Genomic DNA, 23,216 nt, shown 5'->3' with positions numbered 1-23,216 from the left:
TAAGGCGCGCCTCAGGCGCTCTTCGCAAGCCGGTAGCCGCTGCCGCGTACCGTCTCAATCATAGCATCGCACCCGGCGGGCTTGAGCGCCGCGCGCAAGCGCTTGATATGCACATCGACCGTGCGCTCTTCGACGAACACGTGATCGCCCCACACCTGATCGAGCAGTTGCGTGCGGCTGTGCACGCGCTCCGGGTGGGTCATGAAGAAGTGCAGCAGACGGAATTCCGTCGGACCGAGATCGAGCTTGATTTCGCTACCTTCCGCATGCGCGGCCACGCGGTGTGTGGCCGGGTCGAGCTTGAGGCCGTTGATCGCGACCACGTCTTCGGTCAGCTGCGGGGCGCGACGGCGCAACACCGCCTTGATGCGCGCCATCAGTTCCTTCGGAGAGAACGGCTTGGTGACGTAGTCGTCGGCGCCGATTTCGAGGCCGAGCACCTTGTCCTGCTCGTCGCCGCGCGCGGTCAGCATGATGATCGGGATATGCTTCGTGCGCTCGTTGTTGCGCAGATCGCGCGCGAACGCAATGCCCGATTTACCCGGCAACATCCAGTCGAGCAGGACAAGGTCCGGCAATACGTCGCTGATCAGGTTCTGCGCCTGCTCCGCGTTGTACGCGCGAATCGGGCAGTGTCCGGCGTGTTGAAGATTGACCGAAATCAATTCGGAAATGGCGGGCTCATCTTCAATGACGAGAATGCTGCTGGGCATCGGCACCTCTTGTCCTTATATCTGGATTAACTGAGTGCTTCGCGTTCGAGCGCGTCGCGCGACTTGTGCCGCACGTCCGTACCCTTCACGATGTAAATGATGAACTCGGCGATGTTCTTCGCGTGGTCGCCGATCCGCTCGATCGCCTTGGCGATAAACAGGAAGTCGAGGCCCACCGAAATCGAACGCGGATCTTCGGTCATGTACGAAATCAGCTTGCGCACGAAAGCGCGGAATTCTTCGTCGATCGCTTTATCGTCACGCACGATCTGCGCGGCGGCGACCGTATCGAGGCGCGCGAACGCATCCAATGCGCGGCGCAGAATCGACACCGCCATCTCGCCCGACAACTTGATTTCAGCGATGTTGATGGTGCGCGACGCGCCGTCTTCCATCAAACGCTTGGTGCGCTTGGCGATCTTTTCGGCTTCGTCGCCGGCGCGCTCGAGATTCGTGATGGTCTTCGAAATCGCGATCAACAGACGCAGGTCACGCGCGGCCGGCTGACGGCGCGCGATGATGTTGCTGCACTCTTCGTCGATGTCCACTTCCATCTTGTTCAGACGCTCTTCCGCGGCGATCACCTGTTCGGCGATGTCGAGATCGAATTCGTTGAGCGCCTGCATGGCCTTGACGATCTGCGATTCGACCAGGCCACCCATTTCGAGCACTTTGGAGGAAACCAGATTCAGGTCGGCGTCGAACTGGCTGGACAGGTGTTTGTCGGACATGTCGTACTCCCTTGTTTGTTCGGCGTGTTAACCGAAGCGGCCAGTGATGTAATCCTCGGTTTCCTTGCGGACCGGCTTGATGAAGATCTTTTCGGTGTCGCCGAACTCGATCAACTCGCCGAGGTACATATAGGCAGTGTAGTCCGAACAGCGGGCCGCCTGTTGCATGTTGTGCGTGACGATCACCACCGTGTAATCGCTCTTCAATTCGGCGATCAGTTCTTCGATACGGCCCGTCGAAATCGGGTCCAGCGCCGAACACGGCTCGTCGAGCAGGAGCACTTCCGGACGGATCGCGATACCGCGCGCGATGCACAGACGCTGCTGCTGGCCGCCCGACAAACCGTAGCCGCTCTGGCCGAGCTTGTCCTTCACTTCGTTCCACAGCGCGGCCTTGGTCAGCGCCCATTCCACGCGGTCGTCCATCTCGGAGCGCGGCAGCGTTTCGAACATCTTCACGCCGAACGCGATGTTGTCGTAGATCGACATGGGAAACGGCGTCGGCTTCTGGAACACCATGCCGATCCGTGCGCGCAGCAGCGAAATATCGCGCTTGGAGGTCAGCAGGTTTTCGCCGTCCATCAGGATCTCGCCTTCAGCGCGTTGTTCCGGATAGAGCGCGTACATCTTGTTCAGCGTACGCAGCAGCGTGGACTTGCCGCAACCCGACGGGCCGATGAATGCGGTCACCTTGCCTTCGGGAATCTGCAGATTGATGTTCTTCAACGCGTGATACTTGCCGTAGAAGAAGTTCAGGTCGTTGATCTCGATCTTCGGGCGCGACGGCGCCTGCGACTGGCCGCTCTGGGCGGGATCGAAACCGGCGGGCGCGGTAGGACGCGCGATCGGATTGAGTTGAGTTTCTGCCATATTCATCGGATTACACTCCGCCCTTACTTGTTCGAGAAGATCGTGCGCGCGAGGATGTTGAGTCCCAGCACCGCGAGCGTGATCAGGAAGACACCGGCCCACGCGAGCGATTGCCACTGCGCGAACGGGCTCATCGCAAACTTGTAGATCGTGACCGGCAGGTTCGCGACCGGCTGGCCCATGTCCATCGAGAAGAACTGATTCGACAGCGCCGTGAAGAGCAGCGGCGCGGTTTCGCCTGCGATACGCGCCACGCCGAGCAGCACGCCGGTGACGATACCCGCGATGGAAGCCTTCAGCGTGATCGACAGCACCATCTTCCACTTCGGCGTGCCGAGTGCGAAGGCTGCTTCACGCAGCGCGTTCGGCACCAGTTTCAGCATGTTTTCCGTGGTGCGGATCACGATCGGGATCTGCAGCAAGGCAAGCGCGAATACGCCGGCCCAGCCGCTGAAGTGGCCCATCTTCGCCACCACCAGCGCATAGACGAACAGGCCGACCACGATCGAGGGCGCCGACAACAGAATGTCGTTGATGAAACGCGTGACGCTCGCGAGCCAGCCCTTCTGGCCGTATTCGGCGAGATAGACGCCAGCCAGAATACCGATCGGCGTGCCGACGAAAGTCGCGAGTGCGACCAGCATCAGACTGCCGACGATCGCGTTGGCGAGACCGCCGCCATCGGTGTTCGGCGGCGGCGTCGATTGCGTGAACAGTTCGACCGACAAGCCGCCGATACCCAGGCGCAAGGTCGTGTACAGAATCCAGATCAGCCACAGCAAACCGAACGCCATCGCGGCGAGCGACATGGTCAGCGCAACCGCGTTCTTCATGCGGCGGCGGCCTTGCAGACGCACGCGCATTGCTTCGAGCGCGACGGCGTCGTTCGAACCCGGCATATTCAAAGTGGGCTGGCTCATTTCGCGCCCTCCCCTTTTTCGAGGCGAAGCAGCATGACCTTGGAGATCGCCAGCACGATGAAGGTAATCACGAACAGAATGAGGCCGAGTTCCATCAGCGCCGACGTATGCAGGCCCGGATCCGCTTCGGCGAATTCATTGGCGAGCGCCGACGTGATGCTGTTGCCCGGCGAAAAGAGCGACACATTATCGAGCAGATTCGTATTGCCGATCACAAACGTGACAGCCATGGTCTCGCCGAGCGCGCGGCCCAGACCCAGCATCACGCCGCCGATCACGCCGCTCTTCGTAAAGGGCAGCACGATCTTCCACATTACTTCCCACGTCGTGCAGCCGATGCCGTATGCCGATTCCTTCAACAGGACCGGCGTGACTTCGAACACGTCGCGCATCACCGAGGCGATATACGGAATGATCATGATCGCGAGAATCACGCCCGCGCACAGGATGCCGATGCCGATCGGCGCGCCCTGAAACAACGCACCGACAAACGGAATGCCGCCGAGCACGACGCCGAGCGGTTTTTCGAAGTACGTCGCGAAAATCGGCGCGAACACCAGCAGACCCCACATGCCGTACACGATCGACGGAATCGCGGCGAGCAGTTCGATCGCGATGCCGAGCGGACGGCGCAGCCACGCGGGCGCGAGTTCGGTCAGGAAAAGCGCGATGCCGAAGCTGACGGGCACCGCGATGATAAGTGCAATGATCGAGGTGGCGATCGTGCCGTAGATCGGCACCAGCGCGCCGAATTGCTTGCTGGGTGGATCCCAGTCGGCGGTCCACAGGAAGCTGAGGCCAAATTGCTTGATCGACGGCATGGACGCGACGATCAGCGAGACGATGATGCCGCCGAGCAGCAGCAAAGTGATGATGGCGGCGAAGCGCGCGAGACCGCCGAAGATCACGTCGCCGGCGCGGCTGGGCGCTTTCTGCTGCGACGCGCTGCCGGGCGGGGTCGACCTGCTCGCGCCGGGCGCTAATTGGATATCGGACATGAGAGCCTGATGGACCTGTTTCCAGTTGCCGTACGACACGTGTCATGCGGCCGGTAATGCCGGGGGTTAAAGCCATTGGCCGTCCTCACAGGAGGACGGCCAACGTGTTACGTACTGCCGATGCCGGGCGCTTTGCTCATTGCCGCACCCGTTGCTTCGCTTACTCGGTGATTGCCTTGCCCGAAGCGTCCTTCACCTTTGCCTTCCATTGCGTGCGGATTTCCGCCACGACCGAATCCGGCAGCGAGATGTAGTCCAGATCGTTTGCGGCTTGCGTGCCGTTCTTGAACGCCCAGTCGAAGAACTTCAGGGTTTCTGCGCCTTGCGCCGGCTTGTCCTGCGCCGTGTGCAACAGCACGAACGTCGCGCCGACGATCGGCCATGCGTTCTTGCCCGGCTCGTTCGTCAGGATCTGATAGAACGACTTCGACCAGTCCGCGCCTGCTGCCGCTGCCTTGAAGGTCTCAGTCTTCGGCTCGACAACCGTGCCCGTCGAGTTCTTCAGCGCGACATACGTCATGTGGTTCTGCTTCGCGTACGCCCATTCCACGTAGCCGATTGCGCCCGGCAGACGTTGCACGAAGGCCGCGACGCCGTCGTTGCCCTTGCCGCCCGTGCCCGTCGGCCAGTTGACCGTGGAACCTTCACCGACCTTCGACTTCCAGTCTGCGTTGACCTTCGACAGATAGTTCGTCCAGATGAAGCTGGTGCCCGAGCCATCAGCGCGGCGAACCACGGCGATGTCGGTATCCGGCAGCTTGACCTTCGGGTTCAGCGCAACGATCGCCGGATCGTTCCACTTCTTGATCTTGCCCAGATAGATGTCGCCGAGCACTTCGCCCGACAGCGTCAGTTCAGCCGGCTTCACGCCCGGCACATTGACGACCGGCACCACGCCGCCGACCACCGTCGGGAACTGGAACAGGCCGTCCTTGGCGAGTTCGTCGTCCTTCAGCGGAGCGTCCGAACCGGCGAAGTCGACGGTCTTCGCGACGATCTGCTTCACGCCGCCCGACGAGCCGATGCCTTGATAGTTAACCTTGCCGCCGCCCGACTTCTGATACGAATCGGCCCACTTCGTGTAGATCGGTGCTGCGAAGGTGCTGCCCGCGCCGGTGATGTCTGCGGCTTGCGCTGCGATCGCGAAAAGCGCGCCAGCGACGCCAGCGAACACGGTTTGCATCAATTTCATGAGACCTCCAAAGGTGTGAGCGGTGTGAGCGTGTAAGACGAACACCGCGAAGCTTAGGGTCTCTTTGTGACAGTAACGTGACTTAACGTGAAACGGATGTGACAGTAGGATTACACAGCTGAAAGCAGATTTGTCAGGGAAAACTTGGACTTCCGGCGAAAGCCGTGACGTTCTCTAGATTAGGCGAAGAAAGATGGGGCGCGAACGTTTGCGAGTGCGCGTTCGGGAAAAAGATGCGGCGTGGGTCGTGCGGCAATGGGCCGCGGGTGAGAGGGTCGTTCGGGCGTGGCTGTGAGCGTTGGGAATGGCTTTTGATTTTGTGTTTTCCGGCGCCGCCCTACTTTGCGATGTGCCTTTTGCGCGGTTCGCCGAATGAGACTAAGCGCAGCGAGCGAGGGCGTCAGGACACGATACGCATCTCGTCCCAACGTCCTGCCCGCCGCAAGTGCGTGTGGCTTACGCCGTGGCCTCTTTGACCGCGCCGGCAATCGATTCCGCATGAAGAAGTGCGTCGGCGGCACTTTCCGCTTCCACCATCACGCGCAGCACCGGCTCCGTGCCGGACGCACGGATCAGCACGCGGCCGCGGCCGTTCAGCGCGCTCTCCGCCTTGGCGATGGCGCGGCGGATCGCGTCGCTACTCTTCCAGTCCGCGCCAGGCTTCATGCGCACGTTGATCAGCTTCTGCGGGAACAGCGTGACGCCGTCGAGCAGGTCGGCGAGCGTTTTCTCGCTGCGCTTCATGGCTGCCAGCACCAGCAACGCAGAGACAATGCCGTCGCCCGTGGAATGACGGTCGAGCGAAAGAATATGGCCGGAGCCCTCGGCGCCCAGTTGCCAGCCGTGTTCGCGCAACTGTTCGAGCACGTAGCGGTCGCCGACCGCCGCGCGCACGAACTTCACGCCGGCTTCCTGCAACGCCACTTCCACCGCCATATTGGTCATCAGGGTGCCGACGGCGCCGTCCACTTTGCCGTCGGTCGCGACACGATCCTTGACCAGGATGTAGAGCAGTTCGTCGCCGTTGTAGAGGCGCCCTGTCGCGTCGACCACCTGCAGACGGTCGGCGTCGCCATCGAGCGCGACACCCAGATCCGCATGATTCGCGCGCACGGCACGCACCAGCGCATCCGGCGCGGTCGCGCCGACACCGTCGTTGATGTTGAAGCCGTTCGGCGCGACGCCGATCGGAATCACTTCGGCGCCGAGTTCGTGGAACACGTGCGGCGCGACGTCATACGCGGCGCCATGCGCGCAGTCGACCACCAGCTTCAGGCCGTGCAGGTCAAACGCCGCCGGAAACGTGCTCTTGCAGAACTCGATGTAGCGGCCAGCCGCGTCGTCGAGACGCCGCGCCTTGCCGAGTTGCTCGGATGCCGCGCAGGCGAGCGGCAGATCGAGTTGCTCCTCGATCTGCGCTTCCACTTCGTCCGGCAACTTGTTGCCGTCGGCGGAGAAAAATTTGATGCCGTTGTCGTAGTACGGGTTATGCGATGCACTGATCACCACGCCCGCGGCGAGCCTCAACGCGCGCGTCAGGTAGGCGATGCCGGGAGTCGGCATCGGACCGGCCAGCATCACGTCCACACCCGCTGCGGAGAAACCTGACTCGAGCGCGGCTTCGAGCATGTAGCCCGACACCCGCGTGTCCTTGCCGATCAACACGGTTGGCCGCGTGCCGCTTTTGGCCCACCGGTCCGCGCCTGCCAACACCTTGCCGGCCGCGTAGCCGAGCCGCAATACAAACTCCGGCGTGATAGGTCCTTCGCCGACTTTGCCCCGAATGCCGTCCGTTCCGAAATAACGACGTGCCATGTTTTATCTTCCTCCTTGGCTTGTGGGTTCAACCGCGCGCGCGGCTGTGCTTCGCCGCGTCGCGCATGGCTGCCCATACTTTCAATGCATCTACAGTTTGCGCGACGTCGTGTACACGCAGAATCGCAGCGCCCCGTTCAGCGGCGCACACGGCCGCCGCAATACTGCCCGCGACGCGTTCCGGCGCCGGGCGTTCCACCACCGCGCCGACCATCGACTTGCGCGACATGCCGGCAAGAATGGGATAAGGCGGCTCAGCTCGCGGCGCCGTGTCCGGCAGATGCGCGAGCAGCGTGTAATTATGCTCGACTACGGTCTTGCCGAAACCGAAACCTGGGTCCACGCTGATACGAGCACGCGCAATGCCCGCCTGCTTGAGCGCCGCGACCCGCTCCTCGAGAAAATCGCGAACCTCGCTCACCACATCGTCATAAGCGGGCTCACCGACCTGCATGGTCTGCGGCTCGCCGAGCATGTGCATGACGCACACGCCGCATTGACTGTCGCGCACCGCGTCGATTGCGCCCGGCATGCGGAAGCCCCAGATGTCGTTGATCAGATCGGCGCCGGCGGCCAGCGTATGGCGCATCACTTCAGGCTTGTAGGTGTCGATCGACAACGGCACATTCGCACCACGCAGTTGCTCGACGAGCGGGATCACTCGATCCAGTTCTTCGTCGAGCGACACCGGCGGCGCGCCCGGACGCGTCGATTCGCCGCCGATATCGATAATGTCCGCGCCGTCGAGCATCATACGCTCGGCCTGGCGCAACGCATCGCCGCGCATAGCGTATTTGCCGCCGTCGGAAAAAGAATCGGGAGTGACGTTCAGAATGCCCATGACCAACGGGCGTTCAAAGGTCAGCTTGAAACGGCCGCACTGCAGCGGCTCGGGAATAGGCAAAAAAGGGAATTCGACTTTCGACACGTGGAAGTGCTTCACGCAAACGGATAAATGCAAAACGGGCCGGTGTGAAAACACACCGGCCCGCACTTTCTACTGGTCGCCTATCAGGCCGGCGCGGTCGCGCTGCCCGGTTTGACCTCGGTGCCCGGGCTGCCGCCCGACGAGGCGTCGGTTGCCGACGGCGGCGAACTCTTCGGCGAACGCGGCGGACGGCCTGCCATGATGTCGTTGATCTGATCGGCGTCGATCGTTTCCCACTCCATCAGCGCGGCGGTCATCGCTTCGACCTTGTCGCGGTTTTCGTCCAGCAGGCGCTTCGCGAGATTGTATTGCTCGTCCAGCACGCGACGGATTTCGGCATCGACCTTCTGCTGCGTCGCTTCCGAAATGGTGCGCGTAAAGCCGCGGCCAAACGGCGTGGCGTCGTTTTCGTCGTCGACGTAGACCATCGGTCCAAGTGCGTCCGTCATGCCGAAGCGGGCCACCATGGCGCGCGCGGTTTGCGTGGCCTTGTTGAAGTCGTCCGACGCGCCGGTGCTGAGCAGGTTCAGGAACAACTCTTCCGCGACGCGGCCACCGAACAGGATCGCCAGGCGATCCAGCAGGTAGTCCTTCGAATACGTTTCGTTGTCATGCTCCGGCAACTGCCAGGTCACACCCAGTGCGCGGCCACGCGGAATGATCGTGACCTTGTGCACCGGATCGGCCTTCGGCAACAGCTTGGCGATCACCGCATGGCCCGACTCGTGGTACGCCGTGGCACGCTTCGATTCTTCGCGGATCACGGCCGACTTGCGCTCCGGACCCATGAAGATCTTGTCTTTCGCGTCTTCGAAGTCGTTCATTTCAACGATGCGCTTGCCGCGGCGAGCCGCGAACAAAGCCGCTTCGTTCACGAGATTCGCCAGATCGGCGCCCGAGAAGCCCGGCGTGCCGCGTGCGATCACCGCTGCGTCGACGTCGTTCGAAATCGGCACCTTGCGCAGGTGAACCTTCATGATGTGCTCACGGCCGCGAATGTCCGGCAGACCGACGTACACCTGACGGTCGAAACGGCCCGGACGCAGCAGCGCCTTGTCGAGCACGTCCGAACGGTTCGTCGCGGCGATCACGATCACGCCCGAGTTCGCTTCGAAGCCGTCCATCTCGACCAGCATCTGGTTCAACGTCTGCTCGCGTTCGTCATTACCGCCGCCCATGCCGGCGCCGCGATGACGACCGACCGCGTCGATTTCGTCGATGAACACGATGCAAGGCGCATGCTTCTTGGCCTGCTCGAACATGTCGCGCACCCGAGCCGCGCCGACACCGACGAACATTTCGACGAAGTCCGAACCCGAGATGCTGAAGAACGGCACTTTCGCTTCACCCGCGATAGCACGCGCCAACAGCGTCTTACCGGTTCCCGGCGGCCCAACCAGCAGCACGCCGCGCGGAATGCGTCCGCCCAGCTTCTGAAATTTCTGCGGATCGCGCAGGAAGTCGACCAGTTCGGAGACTTCTTCCTTGGCTTCGTCGCAACCGGCGACGTCGGTGAAATTGATTGCGTTGTTGTTTTCGTCGATCAGACGTGCACGGGATTTGCCGAACGAGAACGCACCGCCTTTCCCGCCCCCCTGCATCTGTCGCATCATGTAGAACCAGAAGCCGATGATCAGGATCGTCGGTCCGAGGTAGTACAGCGCGGACACCAGCGCATTGGGTTCGTCATCAGCCTTGCCGCTCACCTGAACGCCATACTTCATCAGATCGCCGACCATCCAGATGTCGCCGGGCGACACGATCTGGTACTTCTGGCCGTCTGCTGGAGTGACCGTGAGGTTCCGCCCCTGGACAATGACGTTCTTGACTTTGCCGTTCTTCGCGTCGTCCATGAACTGCGAATAGGAAACGCCTTCCTGGACACGGGGCTTGTCGAACTGCTTGAACACCGTAAACAGCACCAGTGCGATAACCAGCCACACTGCTGCTTTCGAAAACATATTGTTGTTCAAAGCACCACTCCTTCACTTAGACGGGCGCCTACATTTGCCTTGCGGCACCACGAAAGCATTCTAATCCAGTCCGCAGACCCCTGCCATAAGGTTTCACTACCACAGAAATAGGACAGCGGGTCAGTGCCGCACCCATTTCGGAGGCCATGATCGCATTATCGGCAGATGCGGAACCGTCCTGCAGCGTCCTATGCGGGCCGCTTGAGATGCTTACCCAAAATAAACGTTTCTGACGATTTGTCCCGCGACGCTTTCGGCTTACGGGCCGCCACCACCTTAAATTGATGCTTGAACTTTTCGACAATCTGGCTGTAACCACTGCCGTGAAAGCATTTGACTAAAAGGGCACCATCCTGCTTGAGGTGATTTTGTGAGAATTCCAGCGCGAGATCGCACAGATGCTCGATTCGCGCGGCATCCGCCACCGCCACTCCCGACAGGTTGGGCGCCATATCCGAAATTACAAGATCAACCTGGCGTTCGCCCACCAATTCTTCCAGTTGGCCGAGCACGGTGTCTTCGCGAAAGTCGCCCTGAATGAAAGTGACGTCGGCAATCGGCTCCATCGGCAGGATATCCAGCGCGATGATCGTGCCGTCGATGCCACCTTCGCGCTCGGCGTCGCGCTGCGAACCCTTGGCAAGCTTATTACGCGCGTACTGACTCCAACTGCCGGGCACTGAACCGAGGTCGACGATCACCTGGCCGGGACGGATCAGCTTGTCCTGTTCGTCGATTTCCTTGAGCTTGTAGGCCGCGCGGGCACGATAGCCCTCCCGCTGCGCCATTTTTACGTACGGGTCGTTGATGTGATCATGCAACCACGCCGTGTTGAATTTGTTTTTTGCCATTAAGCGTTGAACTCTTGCTGCGTTATGACACGCTTTAGGGGATAATACGCGGTTAATTCGCGCGGACGCCGCCAAAACTGGCAGTCATCCGCGATTCTGTTGTTCTGACGCGCCGCCCTGCGCGATTGGCCGAATCTCTCGGATATGCAGGTGCCGCCATTTTAGTCGAGTCTCCCACTTTCCATGCCCGCCCTCAAAGTCTCTTCCGACCAACGCGCCGAGTTGCGCTCCCAGGCACATGCGCTCAAACCGGTCGTGCTCGTCGGCGCCGAAGGCTTGACCGACGCTGTGCTCTCCGAGATCAAGGTCCACCTTGGCGCTCATCAGCTCATCAAAATCCGCGTGTTCGGTGATGAACGCGAAGAGCGCATCGCGATCTACGAAGAAATCTGTGACAAGCTGAACGCCGCGCCGATCCAGCATATCGGCAAGCTGCTGGTGATCTGGAAGCCGGAAGCCGCCCAACCGGCGGTGAAGACCAAACGCGGCGCCCTGCCGAGCGCCCGCGAAGCCGCTGTCGAAGCCAAACCGGGCAAGGGCCGCGCGCCGCGCGTCGTGACGGTCGTGAAGCCCAGCGAAATCCCGATGCGCAAACCCAAGGCCAAAGCCGTCGTGGTGCGTGGCAATGAACGCGTGACGCAAGGCGGCAACATCAAGCGCGCCAAGAAACGCCAGGCCAGCGCGAAGCGCTCGCATCAGTCGTCGAAATAAGCGAATGATGAAAGGTGCGGGCGGCGTCCGCACCTCGACGTGGGGCGGCTTGATCACGACTTCAAAACTTGAGATCGCTCAGCAAGCTCGCCGCCTTCTGGCTCGCGTACTCAGCGGCTGAAAGGAAAGCACCATGGCCGCCGGTGTCAGCCGGCCACTTTCCCTGCAGTGCCACGAGCACCCTGCTCCGCCGACGCCACACCTGCGCCCGCAGGCAGTTTCCACACCAGCGCCACACCCAGCAGACTTTCGATCAGGTAAAACAGACTCGACACGCCGTGCAAAATGCCGAAGCGTGTTGCATACGCAGAATGTCCGACATCGCTGCCCGCTTCGAGCGCGGCAATGCGCATTGCATTCATAAACGGCTGCAACGCGAAGTAACCCACCAGCACGCACACCAGCATCCCCGCGATCAGCCAGCGCAAACGGCGATACGCATCGCTGCCGCGCCGAACCAGCACGTTCGCGAGACCGAGTAGCAAAATGCCGCACACCGCACCCAGTACGCCTTCAATGCGGAACAGTTGCGCGGCCACCGCGCCAGCGGTCATCCGGTCGAGCGAGGTGAACAGCACAGGCGCGACCGCGTAGCCGATAGTCAGCAGACTACCGACCCACACCACCGTCAACAAGCGGAAAAAACGATGCGGCATCAGGGACACCGGAGCCGCCTTCAAACGTAGCTAACCGCGATGATTTCGTATTCGCGCACGCCGCCCGGTGCCTGCACCGATGCAACGTCGCCTTCCGACTTGCCGATCAGGGCGCGCGCGATCGGCGAGCTGATCGAGATCAGGCCATGGTCGATGTCCGCCTCGTCGTCGCCGACGATCTGGTATTTGACCGACGCTCCCGAATCCAGGTCTTCCAGTTCCACGGTCGCGCCGAACACCACGCGCCCGTCCGCTTCCACTGCCGCCGGGTCGATCACCTGCGCGCCGGCCAGCTTCGATTCGATTTCAGCAATCCGGCCTTCGATAAAGCCCTGCTTTTCCTTCGCCGCGTCGTATTCCGCGTTTTCCGACAGATCGCCCTGGGCACGCGCTTCCGCGATCGAATTGATCACCGAAGGACGCTCAACCGATTTCAGGCGCTGCAATTCATCGCGCAACATTTCCGCGCCGCGCTTCGTCAATGGAACAGTGCTCATAAACAACTCTATGCAAAAAACAGCCGTAAAAAAAATCACCGCGGTTAAGTGCATTCCGCGGGGGCCAGAGCGCCGGGAAAAACCCGGCGCCAAGCACCTGCGGAACGCCGCTTAACCGCGGCACTTACATCTTGGACAGGTATTCGAAGCCTTAGTTTAGGCGAGCGTGCAGGCCTTGTAAATCATAGACTTCCAGATCCTTCAAATAGCGCAACCCTTCCACTGCGGCGCGCGCGCCGGACATGGTCGTGTAGTACGTGACCTTGTTCGCCTGCGCGCTCATGCGGATCGAACGCGAGTCGGCGATCGCGGCGCGGGTTTCGTCGACGGTCGTGAAGACCAGCGCGATCTCACCGTTCTTGATCATGTCGACGATGTGCGGACGGCCGTCCTTCACCTTGTTGACGACCTTCACTGGCACGCCGGCCGCTTCGATCGCGGCGGCCGTGCCCTTGGTGGCGACGATCGGATAGCCGAGTTCGTGCAGCATGCGTGCGACTTCGACGGCCTTCGGCTTGTCGGCGTCCATCACGGTCAACAGCACCGTGCCCGACTCCGGCAGACGCGAACCCGCCGCGAGCTGCGACTTGAACAGCGCTTCGCCGAAAGTCTGACCCACGCCCATCACTTCGCCGGTCGAACGCATTTCCGGTCCGAGCACCGGATCGACTGCCGGGAACTTGACGAACGGGAACACGGCTTCCTTCACGCTGAAGTATGGCGGATCGATTTCCTTCGTCACGCCTTGTTCAGCGAGCTTCTGACCGACCATGGCGCGCGCCGCGATCTTCGCGAGCGGCAGGCTGGTCGCCTTCGACACGTACGGCACCGTGCGCGAGGCGCGCGGGTTCACTTCGAGCACGTAGATAACGTCTTCTTTCGAGCCGTCCGCCTGCGGCACTTGCTGGATCGCGAACTGCACGTTCATCAGGCCGATCACGTTCAGCGCCTTCGCCATCGCGCCGGTTTGACGCTTCAACTCAGCCACGGTTTCCTTCGACAGCGAATACGGCGGCAGCGAGCACGCCGAGTCGCCCGAGTGCACGCCCGCCTGTTCGATGTGCTCCATCACGCCGCCGATAAACACCGCTTCACCGTCGGAGATGCAATCCACGTCGCATTCGATCGCGTCGTTCAGGAAGCGATCGAGCAGCACCGGCGAATCGTTCGACACCTTCACGGCCTCACGCATATAGCGTTCGAGGTCGCGCGGCTCGTGCACGATTTCCATCGCGCGGCCGCCCAGCACGTAAGACGGGCGCACCACCAGCGGATAACCGATTTCGTCGGCGAGCTTGAGCGCTTCGTCTTCGGCGCGCGCGGTACGGTTCGGCGGCTGACGCAGACCGAGGTCCTGCAGCAGCTTCTGGAAACGCTCGCGGTCTTCCGCGGCGTCGATCATGTCCGGCGACGTGCCGACGATCGGCACACCGTTCGCTTCGAGATCCAGCGCGAGCTTCAGCGGCGTTTGACCGCCGTATTGCACGATCACCCCAACCGGCTTTTCCTTGTCAACGATTTCGAGCACGTCTTCGAGCGTCAGCGATTCGAAGTACAGACGATCGGACGTGTCGTAGTCGGTCGAAACGGTTTCAGGGTTGCAGTTGACCATGATCGTTTCGTAGCCGTCTTCGCGCATGGCGAGCGCGGCGTGCACGCAGCAGTAATCGAACTCGATGCCCTGGCCGATCCGGTTCGGGCCGCCGCCCAGCACCATGATCTTCTTGTTGCTGGTCGGGTTCGCTTCGCACTCTTCCTCGTAGGTCGAGTACATGTAGGCGGTTTTCGTGGCGAACTCGGCCGCGCACGTATCGACGCGCTTGTACACCGGGCGCACGTTCAACTCGATACGGCGTTGGCGCACTTCCGCCGGCTTCGCGCCGAGCAACTTTGCCAGACGACGATCCGAGAAGCCGCTCTGCTTCAGATACTTCAGCTCTTCCTTCGAGATGCTTGCGAGCGTGCGGCCCGCCAGCGCCTTTTCCTTCAGGATGATCTGTTCGATCTGCGCGAGGAACCACGGGTCGATCGAGGTTTCTTCGAAAATTTCCTGAGCCGTCATGCCGATACGGAACGCGTCGCCCACGTACCAGATGCGATCCGGACCGGCTTCGCCGATCTCGCGGATGATCTCGTCGCGGTTATCGGTCTTTTCGTCCAGACCGTCGACGCCGACTTCCAGTCCGCGCAGCGCCTTCTGGAACGATTCCTGGAAGGTGCGGCCAATCGCCATCACTTCGCCGACCGACTTCATCTGCGTGGTCAGGCGCGAATCGGCTTCGCGGAATTTTTCGAACGCGAAACGCGGGATCTTGGTGACGACGTAGTCGATGGTCGGTTCGAACGATGCGGGGGTCTGGCCGCCGGTAATTTCGTTCTTGAGCTCGTCGAGCGAGTAGCCGACCGCCAGCTTCGCGGCGATCTTCGCGATCGGGAAGCCGGTCGCCTTCGACGCCAGCGCCGACGAGCGCGACACGCGCGGATTCATTTCGATCACGACCATGCGGCCGTCTTTCGGATTGATCGAGAACTGCACGTTCGAGCCGCCCGTATCGACGCCGATCTCGCGCAGCACAGCGAGCGATGCGTTACGCAGGATCTGATATTCCTTGTCCGTGAGCGTTTGCGCCGGCGCGACGGTGATCGAGTCGCCGGTGTGGATGCCCATCGGGTCCAGGTTTTCGATCGAGCAGACGATGATGCAGTTGTCCTTCTTGTCGCGGACCACTTCCATCTCGTACTCTTTCCAGCCGAGCAGCGACTCTTCGATCAGCAGTTCGCGCGTGGGCGACAGGTCGAGACCGCGCTTGCAGATCTCTTCGAACTCGTCGCGGTTATACGCGATGCCGCCGCCCGAGCCGCCCAAGGTGAACGACGGACGGATCACGACCGGATAGCCGCCGCTGCCCGTTTGCGAAGCAATGTCCGCTTGCACCGCCAGCGCTTCTTCCATGGAATGCGCGGTGCCCGATTTGGCCGAACCGAGGCCGATCTTGGTCATCGCGTCCTTGAACTTCTGGCGGTCTTCCGCCTTGTCGATCGCTTCCGGCGACGCGCCGATCAGCTCGACCTTGTACTTCTCCAGCACGCCGTGCGCGTGCAGGTCGAGCGCGCAGTTCAGCGCGGTCTGGCCGCCCATCGTCGGGAGGATCGCGTCGGGGCGCTCCTTGGCGATGATGCGCTCGACGACTTCCCACGTGATCGGCTCGATGTAGGTCACGTCGGCCGTGTTCGGGTCGGTCATGATCGTCGCCGGATTGCTGTTGACGAGAATGACCTTGTAGCCTTCCTCACGCAGCGCTTTGCATGCCTGCGCGCCCGAGTAATCGAACTCGCACGCCTGACCAATGATGATCGGACCCGCGCCGATGATGAGGATGCTCTTGATGTCTGTCCGCTTGGGCATAACGCTCTCGCTAATGTATTCCTGTGTCCACCGGAGTTGGCGCTCTAGCGCCTTACTCCGGTGCCATGCAACCTGGTTGCTATTCTTTCCGTCGGCGCGCGCCGCCGTGGCATTGCGCGCGCTCTACTCTGTCCGGTGCGGTTCGCCGCGTGCGCGTCGCTTTACGCCATGTACGTCGCGTATGCGCCGGTCACGCGCGGCGCGGCGTGAGCCGTGCGCCGCCGGGACTTGTCTGCCGCTTTATGCCGCTGCGGTCTTGCCAGCCTTCTTCGTGTCCATCAACGCCGTGAAGCGGTCGAACAGATAGGCGATGTCATGCGGACCAGGCGACGCTTCCGGGTGACCCTGGAAGCAGAACGCCGGCTTGTCGGTCAGCGCGAAGCCCTGCAGCGTGCCGTCGAACAGCGAAACGTGCGTGGCGCGGGCGTTGGCAGGCAGCGTGTCGGCATCGACCGCGAAACCGTGGTTCTGCGACGTGATCACCACGCGGCCGTCTTCCAGATCTTTCACCGGATGGTTCGCACCGTGGTGGCCGGTCTTCATCTTCATGGTTTTGGCGCCGACCGCGAGACCCATGATCTGATGGCCGAGGCAGATGCCGAAGGTCGGAATGCCGCGCTCGATCAGTTCCTTGGTCGCCGTGATTGCGTAATCGCACGGCTCGGGGTCGCCAGGACCGTTCGACAGGAAAATGCCGTCCGGATTGAGAGCGAGCGCGTCAGCAGCGCTGGCTTGCGCCGGCAGCACGGTGACGTGGCAACCGCGTTCGGCCAGCATGCGCAGGATGTTGTACTTGACGCCGTAGTCGAACGCCACGACGCGGTACTTCGGCGCCTTTTGCGTGCCGTAGCCCTCGCCCAGACGCCATTCGGTCTGGGTCCACTCGTAGGTTTCCCTGGTCGACACGACTTTCGCGAGGTCCATGCCCGAGAGGCCCGGGAACGAGCGCGCGAGTTCGATGGCTTTGGCTTCGTCGTCCGAACCGGCGAGGATCGCGCCGTTCTGCGCGCCCTTGTCGCGCAGAACGCGAGTCAGCATGCGGGTATCGAGACCGGCGATGGCAACCACGCCCTCGTCCTGGAGGTATTGCGGGAGCGTGCGCTCCATGCGGAAGTTCGACGCGAGAACCGGCAGATCGCGAATGATCAGGCCGGCGGCATGGACTTTCGTAGCTTCGACGTCTTCGGCGTTCACCCCGACGTTGCCGATATGCGGATACGTGAGGGTCACGATCTGGCGCGCGTAGCTCGGGTCAGTCAGGATTTCCTGATAGCCGGTGATAGCGGTGTTGAACACGACTTCGCCGATGGTATGCCCGGGGGCGCCGATCGAGTAACCACGAAAGACCGTGCCGTCGGCGAGCGCGAGCAGAGCGGGAGAAAATGACGGCAACACGGGAGACTCCTTGGGGGAACACCCTGTTGCCGACCTGTCTATCCGACTGCGAGCCGCAGCGAAACGCATCCGGGATGCGCGCGCAGACTCGCTCGCGAACTGCCGTTGACGTTGCAAGGGGCGCGATGGGTCCATTGTGTGGACGGATCGGCTCGGGGCGTGGCCCTGCTTGCTACGCCGGTGGCGCGCGGCGGATGAACGGTATGGGAGAGGTAGGCGCTAGGGTGCGGGTTGATAAGCTCAAACCTCGGAATTATAGCGTCAAACTGCCCTTCCCTCCAAATCCGAGATGGCGTCGGCATATGGCGCAGTGCGGCTCGAAATCGCTGAAAGCGCTGTCGTGTCTGGCGCGGACGGTGATCTGGAGCGTTTCCGCCGGCGCAAATCAGGACAGTGCCGGGAGATGGGGCACCACCAGCGAATCAGCCGGCGCCAAGCGCCGTGACGACCGGCGAATGGGCGTGCCCGGCGGCAGACTGCAGGCTCGATTTTCCTTCAAGCGTCCTGTTCAGCGCGGACCTCGGCTGGATGAACCAGTTTACGGCCCGGCAACACGTACCAGATCGCGCTCGCCACCTGCAACGCCACGAGAATGCCCCAAGCCGTCAGATGCGCGGCCGCCGGATAATGGCCGCCGCTCGCCGGCCAATGCGACAGCACCGCGCCGACGCCGATCTGGAAGCCGAAAATCAGCAGGAAGATGATCAGCGTCAGCGTGGTATTCACGCGGCCGATCATCTGCGCCGGGAAGTGCCGCGCCATGACCGCGTAGCTGAGAATGCCGGTGCCGCCAAATATGCCGTACGCCGCCCACAACAGGCCCGCGGGCAGCGGCGCCTTGAACATGATGAGCAACTGGGTCACCACGTACAGCGCCATGCCGATACCGCAAAACGCGTAAAGCGAGATGCCGCGCCGCTCGAGACCGCGCGCCGCCGCGCCGAAGCCCACGCAGCCGGCCATCATCGCGAAGCCGAGAATCGAAACAAGCGCCGCGGCTTCGCGCGGCTCGAAGCCCTGCACGTCACGCAGCCACGCGCCGACCCAAAGCGACTGCATCGCGTAGAAGACGCCTTGCGTGACCACCGAGAACGACGCGATCTTCCAGAACGCCGCGCTGCGCAGAATATGCAGCGTGCCTTTGAACTGGGCACCCAGACTCGCCTGATGATGCGATTCCTTCGTGTCCGGCGCGAGCGTCCATTGCGCCAGCGCGACTAGCACTGTCAAGATACCGAGCCCGACGCAGACGGTGCGCCAGCTGGCGAACGTCAGCGCCCACGTCAGCGGCGAGCCGACCATCACGCCGCCGAAGCCGCCGATCGCCATCACGAGGCCGTTCATCAGCGGCAGGCGCGCGGCGGCGAAGTGTTGCGCCAATGCCTTGAAAGCGGCGCCAAGACACACGGAGACGCCGACGCCGATCAGCAGCCGCCCCACCATCATCACGCCGACGCTATGAGCGGCGCCGAACACCCAAATGCCGAGCGCGGCAAATAGCAGCGTGACGGCCGTGACACGCCGCGCGCCGAAGTGATCGAGCAGGACGCCGGCCGGAATCTGGGCGCCCGCAAAGCCGAGAAAATAAAGACTCGTGAGCAAGCCCAGATCCGCAGCCGACAAGCCGAGATCATGCGTGATGAACGGCGCAAAGCCGAGATTGACGCCGCGGAACACATAGGAAACGAAATAGCCGGCGGAGAACAGCAAGAAGACGCGCAACTGGGTCGACGACATGAGTTTTGAGTTAGGCGGCTGGCCGAATGGGTTTGACCGAAGCACGAAAGATAAAGGAAAAGCGCCGGCTTTGCGCGAAACGATCTGCACAATGAAAAACGCCGTCACCACAGGTGACGGCGTTGGAAAAGCGCGGTGCGTGATCGGAGCGCAATGCATGCGCTGCCCCGCAACGCATGTGGTCCCTACCGTGTGAGCCGCTATTGGTCTATTTACTCTTCTTCGCGCTGGCCGCGGTCTTCGGGCGGCTCTCTGCCGCAGCCTTCGACGCCTTGCTGGGCGTGGAAGCCGACACCTTGGTCACCTTGCCCTTGCTGGTGCTGGATGCCGCCGGCTTGACGACCCTGCCTACCGGCTCGGAGACCTTCACTACCTCGGCCCGGCCACGACCCTTCTTTTTGTCGTAGCGCGATTCGCTTCTGGTGTCCGCGACGCGGGTGCCGATCTTCTCGACGCCGCCGCCTTGCACATCGGTCGCGATGCGTTCTGGACCCGGCTCGCTAGGCATGGCCTTGCCGACCGGCACGTGCAGCACGATCACCTGACCGCGCGAAACCGCGTCGCGATGCGTACGGTTCCATGCCTTCAACTGCCCGACCGACACGCCATAACGCACGGCGATGGCTGCCATCGACTGATTGCGGCGTACGCGGATCAGCATCTTGCGCGTATCGGGGACGTCGGGCTCCATGGCCAGCACGGCGCTTTCGGCAACGTCGGCGCTAATGTCCTCGTCGTCGTCCGAGCCGCGCGGCACCACGATCGTGGAGCCGGGTTTCAACCGCATGCCGACCGGAATCTTGTTCACTTCCATCAGCGTGTCGGCGTCGACACTGATCTTTTGCGCGATTGCTGCGGGTGTCGCGCGCTCGGTGACCGTGTACGTGGTCCACGACGAAAGCGAGCCGGAGTAAGTCTTCAGATTGCGCTCGAAGGCGCTGGCGTTGTCGAATGGCAGCAGGATCTGCGGCTGCGTGGCGCCGAGAATCACCGGTTTCCTGAACGACGGGTTCAGCGAGCGGAATTCGTCAATGGACAGATTGGATAGCTTGGCGGCCATGTCCACGTCGATGTCGTGCGAGGTGGTCACGGTCACGAAATACGGGTGGTTCGGAATGGTCGGCAGCGTGAGCCCGTACATTTGCGGGTTCGTCACGATGTTCTTCACCGCCTGCAGCTTCGGCACGTAGTTACGCGTCTCGTTCGGCATGCGCAGGCTGAGGTAGTCGGTGGGCAAGCCCGCCGCCTCGTTGCGCGCAATGGCGCGCTGCACGTTGCCCTCGCCCCAGTTGTACGCCGCGAGCGCCAACTGCCAGTCGCCGAACATGTCATGCAGACGCGACAGATAGTCGAGCGCGGCGCTGGTCGACGCCAGCACGTCGCGGCGCTCGTCCTGCCACATGTTCTGCTTGAGGTTGTAGGTGCGGCCCGTGCCCGGCATAAACTGCCACATGCCGGCCGCCTTCGCCACCGACAACGCCTGCGGGCTATACGCCGATTCAATGAACGGCAGCAGCGCGAGCTCGGTCGGCATATGGCGCGCCTCGAGCTCTTCGACGATGTGGTACAGGTACTTTTGCGAGCGCTCGGTCATGCGCTGCACGTAATCAGGACGCTGCGCGTACCAGTTCACCTGCATGTCGACGAGGTCGGTTTGCAGGTCCGGCATCTGGAAACCACGGCGAATACGGCCCCAAAGGTCGGCGTCGGCGCTCGTCAACTGAGTGACGGAGCCTTGATCGACGTTGATCGTCTCTTTGGCGGTGGCTGACTTGCGAAGGGCGTCTGCTACGGCTTGCTGACTGGCGGGGTTGGTTGCGGTGTTCGGAATGCTCGTCGTCGGTCCCTGGCTCGCGCAGGCGGCGAGCGTCAGGACCAGCAACGCACTAAAGATAAATCGCATGAAAATCTCGGCTTCCACAAGGGCTGGAATTTGCAGCCGATAGTACGAAACGGCAACGTTTACGTCAATCGGAAAATTACGAAAAAATCAAGTAAATCTTGGGCTTGGCGAATTTTTCCGATTCTTCGCGTGAGGATTGCCTTGCTTGGAGGCGGGTCAACGGAAGCGGTTTTTCCATTCGCGCATCAAGGTAAAGGCCGTTAATCGATCCGGCACCTTCTCGTGCAACTGCTCCTGCAAGGTCGCCTGAACCGCCGCAACGCCGGCGCGCAAAAACGGATTCACGGCGCGTTCATGGGCGATCGTGGTAGGCAGCGTGGGCACGTCGCGCGCGCGCAGTTCGCTCGCTTTGTCCCGCCAGGCTTGCAGTTCGGCGTTGCCGGGCTCGCAGGCGAGCGCGAAGCGGATATTCGACAGCGTGTATTCGTGGGCGCAGTGAACCTCGGTCGCGCCGGGCAGCGCGGCCAGCGCGTCCAGCGAGGCGAGCATCTGCTTCGGCGTACCTTCGAACAGCCGGCCGCAACCACAGGCGAACAGCGTGTCGCCGCAAAACACGTGCGGCGTGCCTTGCGGGTCGGCCGCCTGGAAATAGGCGATGTGGCCGCTCGTGTGGCCCGGCACGTCGAGCACGCTCAATTCGAGCGCGGGCGCGGCAATCGACACGTGATCGCCATTTTTGAGACGATGCGTGAGATGCTCGATCGCTTCACCAGCGGGGCCGTAGACGGGCACGGCCTGGCCATTCAGCAGATCGGCCACCCCGCCGACGTGGTCTTGATGATGGTGCGTGAGTAAAATAGCGCTCAGCCGCCAACCCCGTTTCGCCAGATAGGCTTTTACGGGGGCGGCCTCACCCGGATCGACGACCGCCGCGTGGTGTCCGTCGGAAACGACCCAGATGTAATTGTCATCAAACGCCGGGACCGGTACGTACTCGAGCGCATTCATAGGCGACGCATTCTTTGATATGACTGACCGAGCGATTATAGACTGGCCCGCCTGGACCGACTCGCCACCTGGCCGATACGTACTCGAATGGGAGCAGACCCAACTCGACCGCGTGGTGTCGGACGTGTTCGGTTACCATGCGCTGCAACTTGGCCTGCCGCAACTCGACGCCTTGCGCGAGAACCGCATGCCGTGCCGCGGGCTTGTGCTCGACGCGGCGAGCGGAGCGAGCGCGCCGTATGCGTATCCGCGCGGCGTGGGGCGTGCCGGCAATGGCGATCGCAACGGTTTGAACAACGGCGCCGCACAGAGCGGACTTGTGGGCCAGCCGGCGCCGGCCGGACGGAGCGCCGTCTGGTGCGACCTGCTGGACCTGCCGTTCGAAGCGCAAAGCGTCGATCTGATCGTCATGCCGCACACGCTGGAATTCACGAGCGACCCGCACCGTCTGTTGCGCGAAGCCGAGCGCGTGTTGATGCCTGAAGGCCAGTTGATCATTCTCGGCTTCAATTCGCTGTCGCTGTGGGGCGCGCGGCAATCGGTCGGCAAGATGACCGGCCAGCCGTTCGTGCCGGCCGCCGTCGACCTGATCGCCTTCACGCGTCTGAAAGACTGGATCAAGCTGCTCGGCTTCGACCTTGAACGCGGGCGTTTCGGCTGCTATCGTCCGCCGCTTGGCAGCGAGCAATGGCTCGCCCGCTACGGTTTCATGGAAGCCGCCGGCGACCGCTGGTGGCCGATTTTCGGCGCCACTTACATGATCAAGGCGATCAAGCGCGTGCGCGGCATGCGTCTCGTCGGCCCGCTGAAAGTGAAGAAACCCGTCCTCGCCGCGGGCCTCGCGCCCGCCGCCACACCGAATACACGCAACCATACTCAATGACTTCCGATCTCATCGATATTTATACCGACGGCGCCTGCAAGGGCATTCTGTTAGGTTGATTTCTGTTCACGCGCTCGTTTTAGAATCCC

19 protein-coding genes are annotated in these 23,216 nt (G+C 62.1%); 2 read left to right on the top strand and 17 right to left on the bottom strand.

The genetic code is table 11. From position 1 onward, the window contains the following. Positions 1-11 precede the first annotated feature (11 nt). The 10 genes from phoB to B0G71_RS03660 all read right to left on the bottom strand — a co-directional run bounded on the left by phoB (position 12) and on the right by B0G71_RS03660 (position 10,991). On the bottom strand, positions 12-713 hold the full coding sequence (gene phoB / locus B0G71_RS03705; protein ID WP_006051991.1) for a phosphate regulon transcriptional regulator PhoB: 702 nt from the start codon (positions 711-713) through the stop codon (positions 12-14). Positions 714-739: 26 nt separating this feature from the next. Continuing rightward, the gene (phoU, locus tag B0G71_RS03700; RefSeq protein ID WP_106283720.1) at positions 740-1,444 is read right to left on the bottom strand and encodes a phosphate signaling complex protein PhoU; all 705 of its coding nucleotides are present in this window, start codon (positions 1,442-1,444) and stop codon (positions 740-742) included. A gap of 27 nt (positions 1,445-1,471) precedes the next feature. Beyond that, positions 1,472-2,320 (bottom strand): phosphate ABC transporter ATP-binding protein PstB, encoded by an 849-nt coding sequence (gene pstB / locus B0G71_RS03695; protein ID WP_106283721.1) that lies wholly within the window; start codon positions 2,318-2,320, stop codon positions 1,472-1,474. A gap of 17 nt (positions 2,321-2,337) precedes the next feature. Beyond that, positions 2,338-3,234: a phosphate ABC transporter permease PstA gene (pstA, locus tag B0G71_RS03690; RefSeq protein WP_106283722.1), complete on the bottom strand. Its 897-nt coding sequence runs from the start codon at positions 3,232-3,234 to the stop codon at positions 2,338-2,340. Then, positions 3,231-4,232 (bottom strand): phosphate ABC transporter permease PstC, encoded by a 1,002-nt coding sequence (pstC, locus tag B0G71_RS03685; RefSeq protein ID WP_106283723.1) that lies wholly within the window; start codon positions 4,230-4,232, stop codon positions 3,231-3,233. Before pstC ends, pstA begins: the two co-directional genes overlap by 4 nt. 160 nt (positions 4,233-4,392) lie before the next feature. Continuing rightward, positions 4,393-5,424, bottom strand: a complete 1,032-nt coding sequence (pstS, locus tag B0G71_RS03680; protein WP_116139813.1) for a phosphate ABC transporter substrate-binding protein PstS — start codon at positions 5,422-5,424, stop codon at positions 4,393-4,395. Positions 5,425-5,880: 456 nt separating this feature from the next. Then, positions 5,881-7,239 carry a phosphoglucosamine mutase gene (gene glmM, locus B0G71_RS03675; protein WP_116139811.1) on the bottom strand — a complete coding sequence of 453 codons (1,359 nt, stop codon included), beginning with the start codon at positions 7,237-7,239 and terminating at the stop codon, positions 5,881-5,883. Between the two features lie 28 nt (positions 7,240-7,267). Beyond that, entirely contained in the window at positions 7,268-8,080 is an 813-nt protein-coding gene (folP, locus tag B0G71_RS03670; protein WP_404935456.1) for a dihydropteroate synthase, read from the bottom strand. A gap of 170 nt (positions 8,081-8,250) precedes the next feature. Then, the gene (gene ftsH, locus B0G71_RS03665) at positions 8,251-10,140 is read right to left on the bottom strand and encodes an ATP-dependent zinc metalloprotease FtsH (RefSeq protein WP_012433842.1); all 1,890 of its coding nucleotides are present in this window, start codon (positions 10,138-10,140) and stop codon (positions 8,251-8,253) included. A gap of 188 nt (positions 10,141-10,328) precedes the next feature. Further along, the gene (locus tag B0G71_RS03660; RefSeq protein WP_106309781.1) at positions 10,329-10,991 is read right to left on the bottom strand and encodes an RlmE family RNA methyltransferase; all 663 of its coding nucleotides are present in this window, start codon (positions 10,989-10,991) and stop codon (positions 10,329-10,331) included. Between the two features lie 183 nt (positions 10,992-11,174). Here B0G71_RS03660 and B0G71_RS03655 point away from each other — a divergent pair, with 183 nt between their 5' ends. Then, positions 11,175-11,702, top strand: a complete 528-nt coding sequence (locus B0G71_RS03655) for a YhbY family RNA-binding protein (protein WP_106283727.1) — start codon at positions 11,175-11,177, stop codon at positions 11,700-11,702. 146 nt (positions 11,703-11,848) lie between these two features. On the opposite strand, the gene B0G71_RS03650 is transcribed toward B0G71_RS03655, so the two are convergent. From B0G71_RS03650 to gloB, 7 genes are all read right to left on the bottom strand, one after another. Then, positions 11,849-12,358 carry a DUF4149 domain-containing protein gene (locus tag B0G71_RS03650; RefSeq protein WP_106283728.1) on the bottom strand — a complete coding sequence of 170 codons (510 nt, stop codon included), beginning with the start codon at positions 12,356-12,358 and terminating at the stop codon, positions 11,849-11,851. Positions 12,359-12,378: 20 nt separating this feature from the next. Then, the gene (gene greA / locus B0G71_RS03645) at positions 12,379-12,855 is read right to left on the bottom strand and encodes a transcription elongation factor GreA (protein ID WP_012433846.1); all 477 of its coding nucleotides are present in this window, start codon (positions 12,853-12,855) and stop codon (positions 12,379-12,381) included. A gap of 151 nt (positions 12,856-13,006) precedes the next feature. Beyond that, positions 13,007-16,261 carry a carbamoyl-phosphate synthase large subunit gene (carB, locus tag B0G71_RS03640; protein WP_116139808.1) on the bottom strand — a complete coding sequence of 1,085 codons (3,255 nt, stop codon included), beginning with the start codon at positions 16,259-16,261 and terminating at the stop codon, positions 13,007-13,009. Between the two features lie 240 nt (positions 16,262-16,501). Then, a complete protein-coding gene (carA, locus tag B0G71_RS03635; RefSeq protein WP_116139806.1) occupies positions 16,502-17,656 on the bottom strand; it encodes a glutamine-hydrolyzing carbamoyl-phosphate synthase small subunit in 1,155 nt (384 codons plus the stop codon). Positions 17,657-18,151: 495 nt separating this feature from the next. Next, positions 18,152-19,393, bottom strand: a complete 1,242-nt coding sequence (locus tag B0G71_RS03630; protein ID WP_106283828.1) for a nitrate/nitrite transporter — start codon at positions 19,391-19,393, stop codon at positions 18,152-18,154. A 208-nt stretch (positions 19,394-19,601) separates the two neighbouring features. Further along, a complete protein-coding gene (locus B0G71_RS03625) occupies positions 19,602-21,296 on the bottom strand; it encodes a transglycosylase SLT domain-containing protein (protein WP_116139804.1) in 1,695 nt (564 codons plus the stop codon). 156 nt (positions 21,297-21,452) lie between these two features. Next, positions 21,453-22,244, bottom strand: coding sequence for a hydroxyacylglutathione hydrolase (gene gloB / locus B0G71_RS03620; protein ID WP_106283732.1), 792 nt, complete (start codon positions 22,242-22,244; stop codon positions 21,453-21,455). Positions 22,245-22,263: 19 nt separating this feature from the next. Here gloB and B0G71_RS03615 point away from each other — a divergent pair, with 19 nt between their 5' ends. Further along, complete coding sequence (locus tag B0G71_RS03615; RefSeq protein ID WP_116139802.1) at positions 22,264-23,127, top strand: class I SAM-dependent methyltransferase; 864 nt, start codon at positions 22,264-22,266, stop codon at positions 23,125-23,127. The last annotated feature ends 89 nt before the right edge of the window (positions 23,128-23,216 follow it).

It is taken from the genome of Paraburkholderia sp. BL27I4N3, from assembly GCF_003386115.1.
In the GTDB taxonomy this organism is placed as follows: Bacteria; Pseudomonadota; Gammaproteobacteria; order Burkholderiales; family Burkholderiaceae; genus Paraburkholderia.
This window is presented reverse-complemented; position numbering and strand designations above follow the sequence as displayed.

Bases quoted from the DNA above. Each gene is read 5' to 3' on its own strand.
- phoB (WP_006051991.1), bottom strand. From the start codon at position 713: ATGCCCAGCAGCATTCTCGTCATTGAAGATGAGCCCGCCATTTCCGAA.
- phoU (WP_106283720.1), bottom strand. From the start codon at position 1,444: ATGTCCGACAAACACCTGTCCAGCCAGTTCGACGCCGACCTGAATCTG.
- pstB (WP_106283721.1), bottom strand. From the start codon at position 2,320: ATGAATATGGCAGAAACTCAACTCAATCCGATCGCGCGTCCTACCGCG.
- pstA (WP_106283722.1), bottom strand. From the start codon at position 3,234: ATGAGCCAGCCCACTTTGAATATGCCGGGTTCGAACGACGCCGTCGCG.
- pstC (WP_106283723.1), bottom strand. From the start codon at position 4,232: ATGTCCGATATCCAATTAGCGCCCGGCGCGAGCAGGTCGACCCCGCCC.
- pstS (WP_116139813.1), bottom strand. From the start codon at position 5,424: ATGAAATTGATGCAAACCGTGTTCGCTGGCGTCGCTGGCGCGCTTTTC.
- glmM (WP_116139811.1), bottom strand. From the start codon at position 7,239: ATGGCACGTCGTTATTTCGGAACGGACGGCATTCGGGGCAAAGTCGGC.
- folP (WP_404935456.1), bottom strand. From the start codon at position 8,080: ATGGGCATTCTGAACGTCACTCCCGATTCTTTTTCCGACGGCGGCAAA.
- B0G71_RS03660 (WP_106309781.1), bottom strand. From the start codon at position 10,991: ATGGCAAAAAACAAATTCAACACGGCGTGGTTGCATGATCACATCAAC.
- B0G71_RS03655 (WP_106283727.1), top strand. From the start codon at position 11,175: ATGCCCGCCCTCAAAGTCTCTTCCGACCAACGCGCCGAGTTGCGCTCC.
- B0G71_RS03650 (WP_106283728.1), bottom strand. From the start codon at position 12,358: ATGCCGCATCGTTTTTTCCGCTTGTTGACGGTGGTGTGGGTCGGTAGT.
- greA (WP_012433846.1), bottom strand. From the start codon at position 12,855: ATGAGCACTGTTCCATTGACGAAGCGCGGCGCGGAAATGTTGCGCGAT.
- carB (WP_116139808.1), bottom strand. From the start codon at position 16,261: ATGCCCAAGCGGACAGACATCAAGAGCATCCTCATCATCGGCGCGGGT.
- B0G71_RS03630 (WP_106283828.1), bottom strand. From the start codon at position 19,393: ATGTCGTCGACCCAGTTGCGCGTCTTCTTGCTGTTCTCCGCCGGCTAT.
- B0G71_RS03625 (WP_116139804.1), bottom strand. From the start codon at position 21,296: ATGCGATTTATCTTTAGTGCGTTGCTGGTCCTGACGCTCGCCGCCTGC.
- gloB (WP_106283732.1), bottom strand. From the start codon at position 22,244: ATGAATGCGCTCGAGTACGTACCGGTCCCGGCGTTTGATGACAATTAC.
- B0G71_RS03615 (WP_116139802.1), top strand. From the start codon at position 22,264: ATGACTGACCGAGCGATTATAGACTGGCCCGCCTGGACCGACTCGCCA.